A 19,709-nucleotide genomic window follows, 5' to 3' on the forward strand; every position below is an offset into this window, starting at 1 on the left:
GTGAGCAGATGCCGGTTATCGAATACAAATGCCCAAACTGCGGCAGCGGCATGGTCTTTGACAGTGAGACAGGGAGGTTATCCTGTCATAGTTGCGGAAGAGAGGACAATATCGAATCGATTCCTGATCCTCTGATAAATCGTATTTTTTCAGAAGATGAGGCCCATGAGTATCATTGTAATAACTGCGGAGCAGTGATTATGACCGAAGTGGAGACGAGTGCAACGGTGTGCAGCTTTTGTGGTTCGGCCGTGGTTCTCGGGGATCGACTGACCGGGAAGCTGGCTCCAGCGCAGGTTATTCCTTTTTCAATCAGTAAGGAAGAAGCCATAGCTGCTTTCAAAAAATGGTGCAAGAATGGCCGTCTGACGCCGAATCGGTTCATGATAGCAGACCGAATCAAGGGAATAACCGGGATGTATGTACCCTTCTGGTTATATGAATTACATAATAAAATTGAGGTTCAAGGTGAAGGTACCCAAGTGAGAACCTATACGAGCGGAGACTACGAATATACGGAAACGAAGCATTTTGATGTATATCGGAAAATCCGTTTGAATTATGTAAAGGTTCCGATTGATGCTGCGGAGAAAATGAACGACGAGCTGATGGATAAATTGGAGCCTTTTCCATACGATCAGCTAAAACCTTTTAAAACTCCATATCTAGCAGGTTATATTGCGGAGAAGTACAGTTATAACGAAGAAGAGCTTTTCCCGCGAGTTAAAGAAAAAGTGAAGGAATATATTGATGCTTATATTCATTCTACGGTGTCAGAGTATACGGCCGTAAGTTATACGGAAAAACAAATTGATACTACATTAAAACAAGCAGATTATGTTCTGCTCCCGGTATGGGTCATACACTATGACTATAATCAATTGGAGCATACTTTTGCTATGAACGGACAGACGGGCAAGGTAGTTGGTAAGCCTCCGATTAGCAAGTTCAAGGTGACGGCTTGGTTTGCAGGCATTTTCGGCATTACTCTCTTTTCATTAAGGTTAGTCACTTGGTTGATGATGGGAGGAGAATTCTATTGAAAAGACATAGAGCCATTGTAGCCGTTTTGTTGTTCTTTGCTGTTTTTCTGGCGCTTCCTATGGAAATGAAGGGCGAACTGGCAACGACAGAAATGAAGCCATTGATATATGACGAAGCAGGTCTGCTCAATCAGGAAGAGTATGATGTGTTGAACACTATGGCTAATCAATACGGAGCGGAAAGAGAAACGGACATTATTATTTATACTACCCTCAATCCCGACAATATGGATGTTATGAAAATGACGCAGGATTTTTATGATGACCATGGCCCTGGGTATGACAGATCTCATGGGAACGCGGTTATTTTAACGATGGATATGAGAAATAGAGAGGTGTACTTAGCCGGATTTTATAAGGCAGAACGGTATCTGGATGATGACAGGCTTACTAAAATACGCCATGAGATTAGTCCGGATCTGACGAACGGCAACTATGGGCTGGCATTTCAAAAGTATATTCTAGGCGCGCACAAATATTTAGCAATCCGTCCAGGGGTGAATCCAGACAGTATATTTTTTAAAGGCTGGCTTCATTTGGCGGTGGCACTGGGATTGGCGGCAATTATCGTGGGCAAGATGGTTTCCAATTCTGGCGGTCGGGTTACGGTAAATCGGCAGACCTACGAGGATGCGAATGCTTCAGGAGTTCTGGAGCACCGAGATCAGTATCTTCACACCACGACAACGAAACGGAAGATTGAAAAGAGCAGCAGTAGCAGCTCCGGTGGTGGTGGCGGAACTACCAGCGGCGGTCATTCGCATAGCGGCAGCAGAGGATCATTTTAACTGAGGATTTTGTAAAATCCTAAACTGAAGGGATGGATACAGCATGGGATTCTTCAGAAATCAATTTGCAAATGTTGTAGAATGGGAAGAATTTAGAGATGATATGATTTTCTGGAAGTGGAGTAATCGTGAAATTAAAAAAGGAAGTAAATTAATCATCCGCTCCGGTCAAGACGCGATTTTTGTAAATAACGGGAAAATAGAGGGGATTTTTGAGAATGAAGGGTCGTATAACATGGACTCTGACATTATTCCATTTCTATCTACCTTAAAAGGGTTTAAATTTGGTTTTAATAGTGGCATGAGGGTAGAGGTCTTATTCGTTAATACGAAGGAGTTTACTGTCAAATGGGGGACGCAGAATCCAGTGCTGATCCCGACCCCCCAGCTGCCGGGCGGTATGCCGATTCGTGCCAATGGCACATTTAATTTTAAAGTGAGCGATTATGTTACGCTCATCGATAAGATTGCCGGAGTGAAGGACAGTTATCTCGTTGAGGATGTGAAAATACGGATTACTTCGGTGTTGGATCAGTTATTGATGAAGTGGATCAGCAGAGAAGGAAAGGACATGTTCAATCTGCAGGCGAATGCTTCTGACATTTCGAAAGGTATTCAAGAAGATCTGGATATGCAAGTGATGGACAACGGTATGACGATTACTGGCTTTCATGTGATGAGCTTCAATTATCCTCAAGAAATCCAAGATATGATTACGAAGACAGCCTCTCATGAAATGATCGGTAATCTGCAAAAGTACCAACAAGTGACGATGACGGACGGCATTGCATCGGGTAATGTAAAAGGCGGCGGTGTAGCTTCGGATATGGCGAGTATGATGATGGGGATGAATATAGCAAATGAAATGATGAAAAATTTGAACCCGAACCAAAAGCCTTCGGCTGACACTCAGCCTACACCTGCTGCCCCCTCTCCATCTGGAGACGGGAATAAGCCCAATTTTTGTCCGAATTGCGGTACAAAAAACGAAGGAGCTAACTTCTGTCCGAATTGTGGACAAAAATTGAACGGGTAACATAGCTATGGTCAAACTTCTTTGTAAGCCAAAAGGCAGTTATCGCAGAGTATCTTCTGTGATGGCTGCTTTTTTATGTAGTTCGTTCAAGAATTTTCTTCATAAATCCGATTTATTGGATTGAAAAAGGTACTCAGAATAAGGTACTATAACTATATAGTATGTATTTATATTAACTAATTAGTTATTACATTAATAAACTATAGGTATAGGAGCAACGAAGATGACCAAATTCCAAGATCAAATCATTGCGCGTTACAAGTTTGATGATGCAGAGAACGTCGGCAAAGATAGCTCAGGGCAAGGTAACGATGGGGTTGCTTCAGGCACAGTAACACCTACGATTTCCCATGCTACCGGTAGAGCGGCTTTAACGCTTGAGGGAGGTCCCAACGGTACATCGTATATCCAGCTTCCTTCCGATCTATTCAAAGATGTAAGCGATAACACCGGTGTAACGGTTACTGCTTGGGTCAACTTCGGCAGATTCACAGATATGTGGGAGCGTGTTTTTGATTTTGGTAAAGCGCATACTGGGCCTTATATGTTTATGACACGGAATCTGCGCGGAACCCTTTTCACTGAGGCGGATTTGTCCGTAGACCCGGGAAGAGGCTTTGTCAGGGATGAGTGGATGCATATAGCCTTGTCCGTGATCGGTACAGAAGGCGGCACATTAAGCAGCGCGGGTCCGGTGGTATATGTCAATGGTGAGGTGGTAGCGGACGGTTCCATCAGCCAAACCTCCAGTGGTAACTATGCCAGGCTGCGTAAATGGTTCGAAACGTTTACAGACTCGTCTAACTATAGCAACAATTTTATCGGTCGTTCCCAGCATGCGGCGGATGTAGACTTTGCCGGTTCCGTTTCAGACTTTCGAATTTATAAAGCAGGCTTGTCGGCAGATGAAGTCATTGAGGTCATGTGCGATTCGTTGACAGATGAAGAGATCGTGAAGCTTGCTCGAGACAAGTATTTGTCCTTTCCAACGACGATTGTGACCAAGGACTTATCTCTGCCAACCGTTCTGATGGGTGGAAGAGTAGAAGTAACCTGGAAGTCCAGCCAGCCTGGTATACTCTCTGACAATGGTCAGGTGCAGGCGATTACCTCCGCACAAGGGGTTACCGTCACAGCTTTATTGACGAAGGGCCTAAGCCAGATTGAAGAAAGCTTTGAAGTATCCGTTCTCCCAGAACAGCTGCCTCCATACACGCTGACCATTCATGGAAATAAGGAAGTGCTGGATGTCAGCGAAGTGATGTACGGCTTGTTCTATGAAGATATCAATAATGCGGCAGATGGCGGGATTTATGCAGAACTCGTTCAGAATCGTTCTTTTGAATCTTTCGAGTTCGATACGTATTCCCATGCTTCCGGTGAATGCGGCTGTTCTACAGGACGGAATCGCAACCCGTTGTTCGCCTGGTCTGGTGATACGGACAAGATGATTCCACAACATAGCGGTGGATTAAATGAGTTTTTAGGCGCAAAAGACAAAGAAGTGAACTCCTATTATGTGACGGTAGCGGGTGGGGCAACGATTCGGAACAAGGGCTTTTCGGATTCTAATCAGAATTGTGCCATGTCCATCCAAGAGGGTGCCAAGTATGAGTTTACTATCTGGGCGAAGGCCGATTCAGCCGGCACAATCACATTGCAACTGCAAGGCACGAATGAAAAGGCTATTAGTGATTCGATTACGATACAGGTGGAAGGCGGCAACACGTGGAAGAAGTACGGCATCGATTCCAAGCTTGTGCTGACAGGCTCGGCTACGGTTCTTGGACAGCTGGCGCTTACATTTGAAGGGGACATTTCGGTTGATATGGTTTCTTTATTCCCACAAGATGTATGGGGCGCAGGAGAGGAAGAGCAATCCCCATCGGCACATGCTAACTTCCAGGGTAATCCTAACTACCGACTGAGAAAAGATCTGGTGAACGCACTGGTTGGCATGCATCCGAAGTTTTTGCGTTTTCCAGGTGGTTGTATTTCCGAGGGTTCGTTTATATGGGAAAACGTATACGATTGGAAGGAATCGATTGGGGATATCGAGCTGCGCAAGGAAAACTTTAATGTATGGGGCTATATGATGACCATGGGCCTTGGTTATATGGAGTATTTCCAGTTGGCAGAAGACCTGAATGCAGCTCCACTTCCGGTTATGGCCTGTGGCGTTCTCTGTCAAGCCCGTTCCGATTACGCTCATCCGGCTGGAGGCGCATTAAGAGAATACTATATTAAGAATTTTACGGATCTGATCGACTTTGCAATTAGTGTGGATTTTGAACATAATGAATGGGCTGCTATGCGTAAAAAGATGGGCCATGAAGCTCCGTTCGATCTGCGTTATTTGGGTGTGGGTAACGAGAACTGGGGCACAGAGTTCTTTGCCAACTTTGAAGTGTTCAAAACGTCGATTGATGAGTACATGGAGAAAAACTATCCGGGCTACGAGCTGCACATTATCTCCACGGTTGGCGCTCAAGCAGACGACGATGCATATCAGCAGGGCTGGAAGTTCTTAAGCGGTAATATGACCGGTTCGGCTAAGGTTGCTTTTGCAGATGGTAACCAGGTGACGGAAGAAATGGTAACCTGGTATGAGAAGCAAAAGGACTATATGGACACTATTGCAGACGAGCATTACTATCGTTCTAACGAGTACCTGCTGAATAACGTTGACCGCTATAACTACTACTACAGAGCTTATAACGTGGACGGCAGTATAAATTGGAAAGCAACATCAAAGGTTTTTGTCGGGGAGTACGCCTCAACGGATAAAAATACACTAGCAGGCGCCGTAGCAGAAGCAGCAGTGATGACAGGCTTCGAAAATAATGCCGATGTCGTTCGATTGGCTGCCTATGCACCGCTGTTTAACAAGGTGCTGACAGATGGAACCTACAGATGGACGCCAGACTGCATCTGGTTCGATGACGAAACGGTGTGGTTTACGCCGAACTACTATGTACAGCAAATGTATGCTAAATATTTGGGAAATAGAGTGTTGAGCACTTCTTTCTCTACTTACAAAAACGGCAAGCCAACGGATCTTATTCCTCAGGGTGGAATTGAAATCGCGACAGGCAATGCCGAGGTTATGATTAAGCGTGTGACCGTTACCTCCAACCAGGACGGCAGTGTGCTGCTGGATCAAGATTTCACCCAGGAATTGAATTCGGCCTGGCAGGTCATTCCCGGTTCCGTGGGCTCTACAGTGGAGAAAGGCAAGGGGCTTGTCCTCAAAGCTCAGGATAGCGGTCTGAATGGTCTGTACATCTTGAACAACAGCTGGAGTAATTACAAGGTAGAGGTGGTCGTCTCCCGCATTTCCGGCACGGACGGTTTTTATGTGGGTGCGGGTCTCACCGATATTTCTGCGGAGAAAAAGAACGTCGTTGAGTACGCGATCGGCTATGACGGCAAGGCTACCGGCGTGAAGGTTTACAAGCAAGGCATAGAAGGCTACACATTGGGCGACTACTCTTCCAGTACAGCAGCAGGTAACTTGAGAGCAGCTAGCTATGAAGAGTTGGCTGACAATACGGATTACACCATCACAGTGAACTACGGCGGTGAAACGGGCAGCAATCTGATTTGCTCATACACTGACGGCGAGACAACCAGCAAAGTGCTGGATTACAAGCTGGAGGCTTACAACAGAGACGTGTTTAACTCGGTAACCCAAGATGCTGAGCATGTATATGTGAAGCTGGTGAATGCCGACAACGTGGATAAGGTAACACAGCTGAATCTACAAGATTTGAGTGTTGAGTCCATCGCTAAGCTGATTACACTCACCGGCGATTCCTCACTTGTTCATGTACCTAACGTGAACAAGAAGAATGATGAGAAGATAGTGCCTACCGAACAGCAGGTCACACTTCATACGGATTCTGTCCTCTTAGGCTTACCAGCCAACTCGGTAAATGTGCTGGTGCTGGATCTTAAACCTTTTCCCGCTTAAAAACAAAAAGGGGTGTTCCAAGCAGCCGTTTTATGGCTTTTGGAACACCTCTTTTTTTTCTATGAATTAGAGTCGGAAGGTTGAGTTGATTTCCCCGACAGGCATTACTGCGTGCTTCTGTTTACCAGTTCACGTGGGTTGATGTCGTCGTCTATCGTTAGCGGGGTAGGGGCTCCCGTAGCGATTCGCTCCCAAGGTACCATTTTAAAATTCTGATTTAACTTTTTGCCGTTTTGAAGATTTTCGTCATCTTGTGCAACGAAGATACCATGAGGAAAATTCTTGCCTAATCCGTAGCCAAGAACATCAATACCGTCTGTGACAGACGTACCGTCAACGGTCGGGCTCGCGCTGATCGTGAAGTTGCTTATATATGCATTGTCGCCTTGTCGTTCATAGATCGCATAGCTACTGTTTCCTTGGCTGGAGGCCATAAGATATCCTTTGCCATCTTTACCGTAATACAATGTAAGTCCTTCAATGTCATCGTGAAGTCTGCGCCCATCAGCAATATCCACACGTCGCAGCGGCTCGGATGAACCGTCTGGCTCGGCACTATACTTCCAAATGGCGTGATCCTCTTCAGCGATGTAGACCGTACCATATTCATCATCAGCAACCATGCCTTCAGATTGCGTATTCAGCTTGAACTGGCGGACAAGCTTACCTGCAATTTTGCCGCTTCCGTCGTCAGTCAGCTCATATTGTTCAAATTCACCCTCTTTGCCCAAAACGAGCGCGTAAAATTTATCTGTCTTGAGGCTATGGTATAGGCTGAATCCGTATACTTCTTTCATAGATGCTTTAATAGGTTTGCCAACCACGTTGGTCAGCTTTCCTGATGCACCGTCAATGGCAAAGATATCGATCGTATTGTTGGTTCGATTGGTTGCCCCTGCGATATCCATTTTTTTGCCGCCCAAGGTGAAACCGTAACGAAGATCCACGTTATTCATTTTTCCGACCTTCATGTTTTGCAGTTGCTTGCCTTCCAGATCATAGACTAAAATCCCGCCGCCTTTATTGGTTGCTAAAATTCTACTTTTCTCCGGATCGGCCGGGTTGAGCCAGATAGCAGGGTCGTCGGCTGCGTCTTCTCCATCCTCCACAGCTTCTGTTTCGGCAGAAGGGATCACTTTATAGGTGGGGACTGCGTCCTTAGGATCTGCATATTTGCTATTTTCTGCTTCTAGCGCAGTAATCACTTTTGTAGGAAGATATACATTTCCATTGATGATCTTAATTTCACGGTCTGCTTTTCCGGTTAGTCCAGCTAGACGATATTGCTTCTCACCAACTGTAAAGGTCCCGACAATGCCATTTTTCAGTTTAACCAAAACAGACTGGTCATCACTGTCCCATGTAATGGTCGCCCCCATTTTATCTGCCTGTGTTCGTAGTGGTGCATACCCGGATGGCTGAATGTCTGCCGCATGGGTCAGTTCTGGTGATACCAGAATCCCTGTTAACATGGCTAGTAATGCGAGTTTAGTTGACTTCATATGTATGCCCCTTTTCTGAAGTGAAAATGATATAACCGACTCAGTATAAAGCGAGAATATCAAAAGGATACAATGAAAATGTAAAAGGAATGTAAAGGAGATGTAAGCATTCAATGAACTGGCTTCCAGTATTGTTGTCTGTAATTCTTTGGAGACATTCCGAACTTTTCTTTAAAGCATTTGGAGAAATAGCTTGCTTGGGAGAATCCCGTTTCCTCGGTAATTTGTTGGACGGACCAGTCGGTTTGTAGCAAAAGACTACGCCCTTGATCCAGTCGATAATCCATTAAATACTCAAGCGGTGTGCGCTGGAAGGCGACCTTCATACATCTGGCGAGATAATTCTGATGTACGTGAAAATGGGCCTCCAAATCCTTATTGGTGATCGTATTTTTGTAATTCTGTTTTAGGTAGATTTCGATCTGTTCCGCCAACTTAGAGGAGCTGTCTTTATTATTCTGATCATACTCCAAACTCTGGAAAACATTCACAAACGTCTGTTGGGCCTCCCATAGTGCCAGTTTTCTAGGTTTTAGAGTAGAGGCTAGTAGATAGTCTAATTTCGAAAATAGCTCATGTGGATTCACTACTTTTTGAATTTTGGGCAAATGAATGGTCGTATGTTCTGAATGAAAATGCAGCTCGGGAATGGGAGTGCTGGGTATAATAGGATTGGAGGAGGATTGTGCGCACCACATGCTATTGGTTTGAAAATGGAACCAGTAAAAGGAGGTTTGTTCTGTACATGCCTCAATCGGAAAATGATGTTTATCCGGTTCAAGAATGAGAGCGTAATTTTCAGGTACCTTCCACACTTCGTCCTCTTCGCCAATGTGCAGCAATCCTTCTTTAATGATTATTACGTCAAAATAACCCAGATTATACCTATTTGGGTGCCAATCCCCTTTTTGATATGTAGTAAAATTCCCCTCAATGAAATAAGGCAGCGGAGGGACAAGGAATGATAGAAAGTCTGTTTTGCTCATGGAAGCCAGCTCCTTTGTGTGTGAAATCGTATAAGTTTTAGTTAAAGATCGCGATTTTTTTTATAAATTCAGGTTGATAAAATAAGGACTGTAGCAAGGGAAGCTCAGGTTAACTTGTACGATATTATCATTACTTTATCCTTATTTTTTAGAAAATGAAAGCGTTCTATTTTCAGGAAGGGATGTTTATCCAATGAAAACGGCAAAGCCAGTTAAGCATGTCATCGTTGATGATTTATTTTGGAAAAAGTATAAGCAGGTTGTGGCGGAAGAGGTTATTCCTTATCAGTGGAAAGCATTAAATGATGAATTACCAGATACAGAACCCAGTCATGCGATTGAAAACTTTAGGATTGCAGCCGGAGAATCCAGTGGGGAGTATTATGGAACCGTTTTCCAGGACAGTGATATTGCCAAATGGCTGGAGACAGTTGCCTTTAGCTTAAGGGATCATCCGAATCCTGTGCTTGAGGAGCGCGCTGATGAAGTGATTGAATTGTTGGGAAGAGCTCAAGCTGAGGATGGGTATCTGAATACGTACTATCTGCTTAAGGAACCCAACAATCGCTGGACGAACCTAAGAGACAACCATGAGTTGTATTGTGCAGGGCATTTTATAGAAGCGGCTGTTGCTTATTATGAAACGACGGGCAAAACGAAGTTTCTTCACATTATGGAGAAATACGTAGGCCTGATTCAGCAGATTTTTGGTACGGAAGAAGGGAAACGGAAAGGCTACCCGGGACATGAAGAAATTGAGTTGGCCTTGATCAAATTATACGACGTAACTGCAAAGGATCAATATCTCAAATTAGCGCAATATTTTATTGAACAGCGGGGACAGCATCCTATTTACTTTGCAGAGGAACAAGAAAAGAGAAAACATATTCAAACAGAGCCCACCTGGAATGATGATAACAACATTAATTTTGGCTTAGGCTTCGAATACCAGCAAGCACACCAACCTGTGCGGGAACAGAAAGAGGCAGTCGGCCATGCGGTAAGAGCGGTGTATCTGTATATTGCGATGGCGGACTTGGCTGCGAAAACAGGAGATGCTTCCCTGTTAAGAGCCTGTGAAACGCTGTGGGATGATGTAACGAATCATAAAATGTACATCACCGCAGGCATCGGTTCTACTGTAAACGCGGAAGCGTTCACTTGCCATCACGATCTTCCCAATGACAGCATGTACTGTGAGACCTGCGCCTCTGTAGGGCTGGCCTTTTGGGCCAATCGTATGCTGCGCTTAGCGCCAGACCGGAAATATGCCGATGTTCTGGAGCGTGCGCTATACAACGGAACGATTAGTGGGATGGATCTGGACGGGAAACGGTTTTTCTATGTGAATCCGCTGGAGGTTAATCCTTTTCAAAAATCCAGAAAAGATCAAGAGCATGTAAAAACAGAACGGCAAAAATGGTTTTTCTGCGCCTGCTGTCCGCCCAATTTGGCACGAATGATTGCATCGGTTGAGGACAATATGTACACCCAAACGGATGATACGTTGTATACGCATCTGTATATTGCCAGCAAGGTGAACATGACTTTATCTGGTCATGAGGTTGAAATTACACAAACTCATCATTATCCATGGGATGCGGACCTAACCTTTTCGATCCACGTAACAGAGCCGACTTCCTTCAAATGGGCATTTCGGATTCCTGGGTGGTGCAAGCAGGCAGAGGTGAAGGTGAATGGGGAAGCCATATCATTAGACCGTTTGGAAAAAGGCTATATCGAGATTCAGCGTACTTGGAAGGACGGAGATGTAGTAACTCTGCATTTGGCTATGCCAGTTGAGCGTATTCGGAGCAACCCGCTGGTCTCCATGAACCAGCAGCAAATTGCTCTCCAACGCGGTCCAGTCGTGTTCTGCCTGGAAGAAGTGGATAATGGGGCGAATTTGGCAGGATTAAGATTGGCGAAGGATAGCCTCATAACGGAAGAGTTCAGCGAAAACCTGCTGGGTGGCATTGTAAAGCTGACCATAGAGGGATACCGGGTAAGAAATTCGAACGCATTATATAGCTCGGAGCCTCCTGAATTTGTTCCTCAACAAATTACCGCCATTCCTTACTACGCCTGGTGCAATCGGGCTAAAGGGGAAATGCGTGTATGGGTTTATGAATCATAATTCATTCGCATGGGGAGAGGGAAGATCATGAGTACGAGAATTGTGAGTACGGAACCACCGGAAAAGGCAAACAGTACCGTTCCTTTTCATCGTAAAATCAGCTATTCATTAACGGATACAGCAGGCAATTTACTATACTGTGTCATTTCCAGTTATCTATTATATTTTTATACAGATGTATTCGGTCTTTCTATCGGGATTGCCGGGACATTACTATTTATCACCCGTTTTATCGATGCCATTGATGCCCCGATTTGGGGCATCCTGATTGACCGAACCAAGTCAAAATACGGACAGAGCAGACCTTATTTTCTATGGCTAGCGATCCCGTTCGCTGTGTTCATGGTCCTTACGTTTACGACACCCAATTGGAGTGAGTCGGGTAAAATTGCATATGCCGCCATCACGTATATCATAGCCGGCATCCTGTACACAGGAATTAGTACGCCGATTACGTCTATTCTGCCTAATCTGAGCACCAATTCTAATGAACGCGTAGTCTTGAACTCCTTCCGCATGGTTGGGGGAAATGTAGGCTTCTTCATCGCCACGACGTTTACGTTGCCTTTGGTCGCTTTCTTTGGGCAGGGGAATGATCAAAAAGGATTTTCCTTAACGCTCGTTTTATTTGGAATCATGGCGATTATTATGTTTTTCATAGCGTTTGCTGATTTGCGAGAAAATGCAGCAGTTAAAACAAAATCCGTTCCCATTGCTAAAAGCTTTACAGCCATCAAACGAAACTGGCCCTGGATGCTCGTTGTAGCTGCCAACTTGTGTTACTGGATTGGTCTGAATATTCGTTCAGCAACGCTAATCTTTTATCTGCAATATAATCTGGACAGTAAGGACTTAGTACCTTTAATCAATGGACTGACCTCCTTGCAATTGATCTCGATGGTTCTGATTCCGTTTTTCGCCAGAAAATTAAGTAAAAATGCGATTATGATTATCGGATTGATATTAGCTGCGCTGGGCCAAGTCGTGATTTTAATGGGAAGTACAGACTTAACCCTCATTATTATCGGCTGGATTATTGGTGCGTTAGGATCAGGCTTTGCATGTTCTATGCCGTTTGCGATGTTGTCAGATACAGTCGATTACGGGGAATGGAAAAATGGTATTCGGGCAAGTGGCTTTCTGACCTCCATTGGAAGCGCATTCTGTATTAAAGCGGGTAGTGGAATCGGTGGATTATTGCCAGCATGGATCATGGGCAGCACCGGTTACATCGCTGGGAAAGTTCAAACCCCTACGGCGTTGTCTGGCATTCAGTTTAGCTTTATCTGGCTGCCGTTTATCATCTTCTTGATCGGAATCATTCCTATGTTTTTTTATAAAAAGTTCGAAAAGAACGAAGCTTCTATTCAACAAGATTTAATTGCGAGAAGATCATAGACGTTCTTTTAACAAGGATTTAATGACATATTAATACATTATAATGCTGCTCCAAAACCTGTTCACTGAGCTGAGCAGGTTTTTCTTTTATTTTCTATTCAATTGTGAGTAAAACCATTGACAGGATTTTCTTTTGGAGTGATACTTCTATGTAGAGAAAAGTGTACAGAATCAAGAACTAGACATATCTAGCCTTGCAACTTTATACATTTTTTCGCCATGAAGGCTCTTCTGTTGAAGGGTTTTTTTCAATTTAATAAAAAGAATGTGATGATATGAGTCAACTGAGTGTAAGGATGAGAACACATGGCTTTCTGAATAAGCATTTTTCAGGAGAGTCTATTGATTATCGACAGATTATTGCGCTGTTTATCCCGCTTCTGATTGATCAGGCTTTTATCGTGGGTCTTAATTTGGTGAACACGGCAATGATTAGCTCGTCAGGGATGGCGGCAGTCAGTGCTGTAAATATGATCGATTCTTTGAATATTTTTCTGATTAATGTGTTTGTCGCAGTGTCTACCGGGGGAACGGTTGTCGTGGCACAGTATAAGGGGAGCGGTAACGACCTTATGGTCTCTAAAGCCGCATCTGGCACCATTTCCTCCGTTTCCTTGCTGGCTTTATGTATCAGTTTGTTTATGATCGTGTTGTACAATCCGATTTTAAGTGTTCTGTTTGGTTCTGCCTCGCCTGATGTATTAGCTAACGGTAAGGTATATCTGCTGGGAAGCTGTATGTCTTTTGTGGGAATTGCAATCGTTGAGGCAGTGTGTGGGGCGCTGAGGGGAATTGGGAAGACGAGGGCATCGCTGGCTCTTTCGCTCATCATGAACCTCTCGTACGTGCTCCTCAATGTGGTATTCATTAATGTATTGGATATGGGTGTACTGGGTATGACGATTGCCGTCAATGTGTCCAGATATGCAGGAGCAGTGTGCGCGCTGATCTATTTGGTCAGGGTAGATGATGACTTGCGTGTTCAGCTTAGAGATATGCTTTATTTTAATCTGGCCATGCTTAAAAAGATTTTGTTTATCGGGCTTCCCTTTGCAGCGGAGCAGATGTTTTTCAATGGGGGCAAAATTTTAACCCAAATTTTCATTGTGAGTCTGGGAACCAATGCGTTGGCGACGAATGCCATTTGCTCATCCCTAGCTAACGTGTTCCAAATCCCTGCGAATGCTTTGGCTCTTACGATTGTGACCGTGGTCGGTCAATGCATGGGGCGTCGAAATGTCGAGGATGCCCGCAAGTTTACCAAATCGTTTATCTGGCTGTCGTCCTGTTCGTTTATTGTTATGGGCCTCATTCTGATGCCTTTGTTTGAGCCGATGGTGGGGCTGTTTCATCCGCCTGCCGAAATCGTAGATGACATTTTTGTTGTCATACTGATTAATACGTTGGCTCAGATTCCGCTCTGGTCCATTGCCTTTATTACACCCTCTGCGTTAAGGGCAGCAGGTGATTCAAAATTTACGTCCCTCACCTCAATGCTGTCTATGTGGTTGTGCCGGGTGGTGCTCGGGTATATTTTGGGCATTGTGTTCAACCTGGGGATTGTTGGTGTCTGGCTGGCAATGGATATTGAATGGGGCGTGCGGGGGATCGTTTTCCTTTGGCGCTTCCGCGGCAACAAATGGGTCCAGCATCGTTTAATCGACTGAATAGGTCCACTACCATAAAATTGACTTCTGGATGAAGGCATTTTACGGTAGTGGATTTTTTTCTATTTCTATACTTCGTTCAGACCCCTTACTCCATCCTGATGCCTATATTGCCTAACTGTGCTCCCTGCTGCATACGGTGGAAGGCTTGTGCTGTGTCTTGTAGAGGAAATTGGCTGTCGAATGCATGATTAACGCCATGGGCGAGTTTTGCTTCTCATCGTTTACCTGAAAAATATCGCAAATTAGAGGTGTGGTTTGTTCATCGGCGGGATTCGGTTTACTCCAGTGCACTGTCAGGCTTGCTCCGCTGGGTGAAAAAGGATGCTATACTTAACTGGGATTAAATTGACATCAGGGGTGTATCATTTGGAAGAACATAATTTATCGAACAATCCATCTACAGTAGCTCCGGGACAATATGCGCCGAATGGCAGCTACCATCGACGAGAACCGGATAAGATGGCAGTATTATCAGAAACATACGGAGCCTCTATTTTTTTCAGAAGATGGGCGGCTTGGATAATTGACTGCATTCTTATCGTCTTTGGGTACGGAGGGCTGGTATATTTTACAGCGGAAAAAGTAGCTGAAGCGGAAACCCCAAATATGGGCATGGTAGTGATGCTCTTCCTGATTGGCTCCTTCTGCTATTATTTGTTACTGGAAGGACTTACAGGCTATACGCTGGGCAAGTTTGTACTTCGTATTCAGGTTGTGAATGGAGAAGGAAGACCGCCAGGCATGGTTAAATCCTTGATCCGCACTCTCATACATCTGGTGGATACGAATCCGCTACTTTTCATGGGGCTGCCCGCCGGTATATGTGTGCTGGTGACACCACGGAAACAACGGATTGGAGATATGGCTGCGAATACATATGTGGTTAAGGTAAGGGATTTGGGAAAGGCGGGTAGAAAGAAAACCGGGATTTTTGCAGGAGCTATCATCCTGATGACGATCATTTCAATTGTCTTTGCTGTATCTTTAATTTCTACGCTCATTACTCAAATCGTGAAGCCTGAGGTATTTACCAGTAAGGATAGCCAGTTTGCGGTTACGGCTCCGTGGAACTGGTCACGAGATAATATGATTAATGAGGATGCGGACATCTCCATTAAAAATGAATTTACTGAAAGATATCTGATTGTATTGTCTGAACCGAAAAGCGATTTTGACAGCAGTATGACTCTTCAAGAATATAAAGGAATCATTGAGGATCATTTGGTGTCAGGGATTACCGACCCTGAATTGGGGACCGCTTCAGATATGGTGGTGAACGGATACCCAGCCATTGAATTCACCCTAAAAGGAGAAATAGACGGGAATCTGGCCATGTATAACGTGACCACGATTGAAACACCTTCGCATTATCATCAAGTGCTTGCTTGGACATATGCTTCCCGATACAGCAGGGCACAGCAAGAGCTACGCAAGATTAGAGACAGTTTCCGCGAAATGAACATGCTGTGAAGTGAACATGGAGCAATAACGATGATTCGAAGTTATAAGGCGTTAAGCGGAACAAGCAGACAGCTTATAGGAGCGTCTGCTTGTTGTTATATAAGCTTACTTTAAAAAATGAACAATTAAAACGGAGTAGGCGGAATGGTGCTGTACAAGCGAAGCGGTCGCTTTCAAAGCTTTCCGTAGGAAAGCTTTGAAAGCATCACCACCCCCGGATTTCCACGGATGAAGGGTTTTATTCCAGAAATCCGGGGGATGGCGATGGGAAGCCCCATCCGACTGCGTAGTGGCGCTATAGTAGATTTATATAGATAATGTGATCATACAATAGAATGTCTGATCACGCGCAATCCCGCCACTTTCGCCACCTTGCCTTGTGGATGGGCTTTGAATTGAATCGTAACTTCATTCTTGTGGTTCCTCAAAGATAGAGGAAGCTCATAGACGAACGTTTCGAATTTATTCATTTCCTCAGACTCCAGCTTGCCTCCCCCTAAAATCTGACCATCCGCAGTGATGTCAAAGTCACTATGGGGACGGCTCAAGTCCTTCAAATAAGTGACCGCCAATTGGACAGGCTCATCCGGAAGTACCTTCATGACAAAAGAAAACCAGCCCCCAGGCCAGGTATCGCGATACTTGCGGTTATAGATGGACCCCAGGCTTACATGCTCTCCAGTAAAGGCATGATCCCGTTCAGGCTGCATTTCGGCAGGCTGCACAACATCCACTGTAAGTCGTTCCAGCTCTAGCTGATACGCTAACGCGGTACGATATTCTGCCTCGGTTGCTGCCCATTCCTCCTTGGAAAAGAGATCCCAATAGACGGTATATGAACGATCATACATCTGATAAAAAGGACGAAGCTGCAAGTCTCCGATATAGCCTAAGTCGGTCATATGGAATGTATTGGGCTCGTTCCCGTCAGCGATCAGCTTCGTTGTTAATGAGTCGGCCGATCCGATCAGAACAGACGCAAGCAGACGCTCTTCGTTGGACTCCTGCACGACAGGGCCAAGATCCCCAGCCAGCACAAGTGGACCATACATAAAAGCAATCCGGTGCGGATTATCCGGCATTTCCTCGACTCTCACGGTCATAGGAATGCCGTACTCGACCGTATCTCCATCCTTCCATTCCCGTTCAATTACAACGTAGCTGGTAGGACAAGTCTCTGCGGTATACTCTTCCCCGTTAATTGTAATCGTCATCCCTTGCTCCGCCCAGTGCGGGCATCTTAGCTTGATTGCGAAGGATTTGGGCTGCTTGCTGATGACGCGCAGCGTTCCCTGTCCATTTTGCGGAAAGAGAGTGTCTTGTTTGAGCTGTACGCCCATCTCATCCCATGTCACAGTAGAAGGGACATATTGATTGACATAGATCGCTTCTGGCGTGTGAAAATAAATTGCAGTGCCGTACATGGAGTGACTTTCCATACCGGACCCGACACAGCATGTGAAATCCTCATATTGAGAATTAAAGGACTTGTGTCCTCCCATTTCCAGCGAAACAAAATAGCACACACGTCCATCTACAGGCTGCTGTGAAGCTAGAATATGATTGAACATCGCTCGTTCATAGTAGTCGGCATAGGCTGCATAGGCGTCCCACTCGAACATATGTCTTGTTAATTTCAGCATATTGTAGGTGTTACAAGTTTCACAGGTTCCTTCGCCCAAACGGTCATTCAGCTTCCCGGGTTCACCAAAATGTTCATTATAACTGTTGCCACCGATCACGTAGGAATGCTTGTGAACCACCCGATCCCAGAAAAAGCGGGAGAGATCCGCATATTGCGGTTTGCCCGTCATTTCAAATTGCCGCGCAGCGCCAATAATTTTGGGAATTTGCGTATTGGCATGTCGCCCTGCCAACGTATCTTGGCTATCTGCGAGATCATTTAACACCTCTCCGTGATAAAAGCGTTCCGCCAGACTCAAAAAGCGTTCTTCTCCTGAATGTTCCGCCAGATCCGTCAGTACCTCGTTCATACCGCCAAACTCGCAATGCAGCACCTGCTGCACCTGATCATCGTCCAGCCCTTGAAGTACATCCTCCAGCCAGTTGCCGAGTTTGATTTCTATAGACAGGGCCTTGGGATGATGCGCCAGCAGATGTGCATCACGCAAGCCCGCAAAAAGTTTATGCATGGTATATAGCGGCACCCAACCGCCGTTCAGATCAAAGCCCTGGGAGCGGATATCTCCGGCTTTTACTTCCTCAAAAATCTCTTTCCCACGTGGAATGCCGGAAATGTATCCGTTTCCATGACTGTTTTGGCATATTTCCAGTTCGTCGACTACATAGTTCACGCGTTCCAACAGCCTTTCGTCGCCTGTGGAGGCAAACATCAGTGCACAGCCGGACAGGTAGTGACCGAGCGTATGTCCGCTGATGCCACGCGCTTCCCAGCCTTCATAGTGAGCCGCTTTGGGCTCCAGTCCCGCATATTCACGAAAGCGCGATAATAAACGGTCGGGTTCCAAACTCAGCAGATAGGCCGTGTTCAGTTCCATCGCATGGTAAAGTGGGCCGGAATCAATTCTTACTTTATGCAAGTCAAAAGCTTTAGCTTTCAAAATCATCGCTCCTTAGCTAAGATGAAAGTGTATATTTTTCCTCTACATTAGCATTGGAATCGTGGTATGTCAGTAGCTTAACCATACAATGGGTGGACAAATCCGAACATGAATCTAAAGAGGCGATAACATGACTTATCTAAAAGTAAATGTAGATGCTCCGATCCAACTGATCTCGGCAGGCGAGTTTGTTAACGAGGTGCCTTGGAAGCATATGAGTCGTTCCATTGAGAATTTCGAGCTGATCCTGGGTGTCCAAGAGACGGTATATATACGGGAGGAACGGGAAGATTTTGAAGTAGGCGAGGGAGACATTCTACTGCTTTACCCCGGTCGTACGCATAAAGGATACCGGGAATCGTTGCCAGGCGTGAAATTTTATTGGTTTCATTTCGATGTTCCCACGACCCCGAATGTATTATCTAATGAGGAAATGAAGCAGGAAACAAGTGCTATGGATGGGCTTTTGCAGCGTCATGGTGTGATGCGTGATATCTATTTGCCGCAATGTGTACAGGCAGACAACGGGGACCGGATTCATATTATCGTCAATCAGATTTTGCATGTAGCCAACTCACATTATCTTACGTATCACAGTGCCAATTATTTGTTCACCTCGCTGCTGATCGAGATATCAGAACTGGCGCTTAGCCGCTTGCTTTCCAATCCCCATTCACAGGGGAATGTGAGTTTTAACAAAATTATTGAGTGGACCCGTATTCATGCTGAAGAACCGTTGACCGTGACGGATTTAGCACGAAAATTCAATTACAACAAGGATTATATCTCTCGTTTGTTCAAGCAAAATACAGGCATGCGTCCCTTGGAGTTCGTTCACAGTATTCGTATCAACAAAGCCAAAGAGTTGATTTCCCGTACAGATATGAGCATTAAGCAGGTTGCCGAAGAGGCAGGATATACCGATGAGAAGTATTTTATGCGTTTGTTCAAAAAGAGAGTCTATATGACTCCTTCCCAATACCGGAATGCCTATCACAAAACATTTATGAACAATGTCTAGTGCATTTCCGCTAAAAGTTGGGTGTCACCGTCTATAGGGAGCAACTGGTGCAGTATTTGGTGAATTGACGGAGTCACTTAATATGGTAATCTGAGGGAAGGGTTTAAATGGT

At 45.1% G+C, this 19,709-nt stretch carries 12 protein-coding genes; 9 read left to right on the top strand and 3 right to left on the bottom strand.

Features of this window, described 5'->3' with window-relative positions; all coding sequences use genetic code 11:
* Positions 1 to 8: 8 nt before the first annotated feature.
* The 4 genes from NSQ68_RS01065 (at position 9) to NSQ68_RS01080 (ending at position 6,840) form a co-directional block, all read left to right on the top strand.
* Complete coding sequence (locus NSQ68_RS01065) at positions 9 to 1,043, top strand: TFIIB-type zinc ribbon-containing protein (RefSeq protein ID WP_342427691.1); 1,035 nt, start codon at positions 9 to 11, stop codon at positions 1,041 to 1,043.
* A complete protein-coding gene (locus tag NSQ68_RS01070; RefSeq protein WP_342427692.1) occupies positions 1,040 to 1,831 on the top strand; it encodes a TPM domain-containing protein in 792 nt (263 codons plus the stop codon). Before NSQ68_RS01065 ends, NSQ68_RS01070 begins: the two co-directional genes overlap by 4 nt.
* A gap of 43 nt (positions 1,832 to 1,874) precedes the next feature.
* Positions 1,875 to 2,867 (top strand): SPFH domain-containing protein, encoded by a 993-nt coding sequence (locus tag NSQ68_RS01075; protein ID WP_342427693.1) that lies wholly within the window; start codon positions 1,875 to 1,877, stop codon positions 2,865 to 2,867.
* Positions 2,868 to 3,090: 223 nt separating this feature from the next.
* Positions 3,091 to 6,840 carry an alpha-L-arabinofuranosidase C-terminal domain-containing protein gene (locus tag NSQ68_RS01080; protein ID WP_342427694.1) on the top strand — a complete coding sequence of 1,250 codons (3,750 nt, stop codon included), beginning with the start codon at positions 3,091 to 3,093 and terminating at the stop codon, positions 6,838 to 6,840.
* A gap of 104 nt (positions 6,841 to 6,944) precedes the next feature.
* Here NSQ68_RS01080 and NSQ68_RS01085 read toward each other — a convergent pair whose 3' ends face one another.
* Positions 6,945 to 8,342 carry a phytase gene (locus NSQ68_RS01085; protein ID WP_342427695.1) on the bottom strand — a complete coding sequence of 466 codons (1,398 nt, stop codon included), beginning with the start codon at positions 8,340 to 8,342 and terminating at the stop codon, positions 6,945 to 6,947.
* A gap of 110 nt (positions 8,343 to 8,452) precedes the next feature.
* Positions 8,453 to 9,328 (bottom strand): helix-turn-helix transcriptional regulator, encoded by an 876-nt coding sequence (locus NSQ68_RS01090; protein WP_342427696.1) that lies wholly within the window; start codon positions 9,326 to 9,328, stop codon positions 8,453 to 8,455.
* 193 nt (positions 9,329 to 9,521) lie between these two features.
* Here NSQ68_RS01090 and NSQ68_RS01095 point away from each other — a divergent pair, with 193 nt between their 5' ends.
* From NSQ68_RS01095 to NSQ68_RS01110, 4 genes are all read left to right on the top strand, one after another.
* Entirely contained in the window at positions 9,522 to 11,465 is a 1,944-nt protein-coding gene (locus NSQ68_RS01095; protein ID WP_342427697.1) for a beta-L-arabinofuranosidase domain-containing protein, read from the top strand.
* 27 nt (positions 11,466 to 11,492) lie between these two features.
* The gene (locus NSQ68_RS01100) at positions 11,493 to 12,863 is read left to right on the top strand and encodes an MFS transporter (protein WP_307353727.1); all 1,371 of its coding nucleotides are present in this window, start codon (positions 11,493 to 11,495) and stop codon (positions 12,861 to 12,863) included.
* Between the two features lie 275 nt (positions 12,864 to 13,138).
* Positions 13,139 to 14,530, top strand: a complete 1,392-nt coding sequence (locus NSQ68_RS01105; protein WP_039274145.1) for an MATE family efflux transporter — start codon at positions 13,139 to 13,141, stop codon at positions 14,528 to 14,530.
* Positions 14,531 to 14,854: 324 nt separating this feature from the next.
* On the top strand, positions 14,855 to 16,003 hold the full coding sequence (locus tag NSQ68_RS01110; protein WP_342427698.1) for an RDD family protein: 1,149 nt from the start codon (positions 14,855 to 14,857) through the stop codon (positions 16,001 to 16,003).
* Positions 16,004 to 16,317: 314 nt separating this feature from the next.
* Here NSQ68_RS01110 and NSQ68_RS01115 read toward each other — a convergent pair whose 3' ends face one another.
* On the bottom strand, positions 16,318 to 18,576 hold the full coding sequence (locus NSQ68_RS01115; RefSeq protein WP_342427699.1) for a beta-L-arabinofuranosidase domain-containing protein: 2,259 nt from the start codon (positions 18,574 to 18,576) through the stop codon (positions 16,318 to 16,320).
* Between the two features lie 130 nt (positions 18,577 to 18,706).
* On the opposite strand from NSQ68_RS01115, the gene NSQ68_RS01120 reads away from it, so the two are divergent.
* Positions 18,707 to 19,597 (top strand): AraC family transcriptional regulator, encoded by an 891-nt coding sequence (locus tag NSQ68_RS01120; protein WP_342427700.1) that lies wholly within the window; start codon positions 18,707 to 18,709, stop codon positions 19,595 to 19,597.
* The last annotated feature ends 112 nt before the right edge of the window (positions 19,598 to 19,709 follow it).

Origin of the sequence: Paenibacillus sp. FSL L8-0158 (genome assembly GCF_038592965.1) — a bacterium.
GTDB classification, from domain to species: Bacteria; Bacillota; Bacilli; order Paenibacillales; family Paenibacillaceae; genus Paenibacillus; species Paenibacillus polymyxa_D.

Bases quoted from the DNA above. Each gene is read 5' to 3' on its own strand.
- NSQ68_RS01065 (WP_342427691.1), top strand. From the start codon at position 9: ATGCCGGTTATCGAATACAAATGCCCAAACTGCGGCAGCGGCATGGTC.
- NSQ68_RS01075 (WP_342427693.1), top strand. From the start codon at position 1,875: ATGGGATTCTTCAGAAATCAATTTGCAAATGTTGTAGAATGGGAAGAA.
- NSQ68_RS01080 (WP_342427694.1), top strand. From the start codon at position 3,091: ATGACCAAATTCCAAGATCAAATCATTGCGCGTTACAAGTTTGATGAT.
- NSQ68_RS01085 (WP_342427695.1), bottom strand. From the start codon at position 8,342: ATGAAGTCAACTAAACTCGCATTACTAGCCATGTTAACAGGGATTCTG.
- NSQ68_RS01090 (WP_342427696.1), bottom strand. From the start codon at position 9,328: ATGAGCAAAACAGACTTTCTATCATTCCTTGTCCCTCCGCTGCCTTAT.
- NSQ68_RS01095 (WP_342427697.1), top strand. From the start codon at position 9,522: ATGAAAACGGCAAAGCCAGTTAAGCATGTCATCGTTGATGATTTATTT.
- NSQ68_RS01100 (WP_307353727.1), top strand. From the start codon at position 11,493: ATGAGTACGAGAATTGTGAGTACGGAACCACCGGAAAAGGCAAACAGT.
- NSQ68_RS01105 (WP_039274145.1), top strand. From the start codon at position 13,139: ATGAGTCAACTGAGTGTAAGGATGAGAACACATGGCTTTCTGAATAAG.
- NSQ68_RS01110 (WP_342427698.1), top strand. From the start codon at position 14,855: ATGCTATACTTAACTGGGATTAAATTGACATCAGGGGTGTATCATTTG.
- NSQ68_RS01120 (WP_342427700.1), top strand. From the start codon at position 18,707: ATGACTTATCTAAAAGTAAATGTAGATGCTCCGATCCAACTGATCTCG.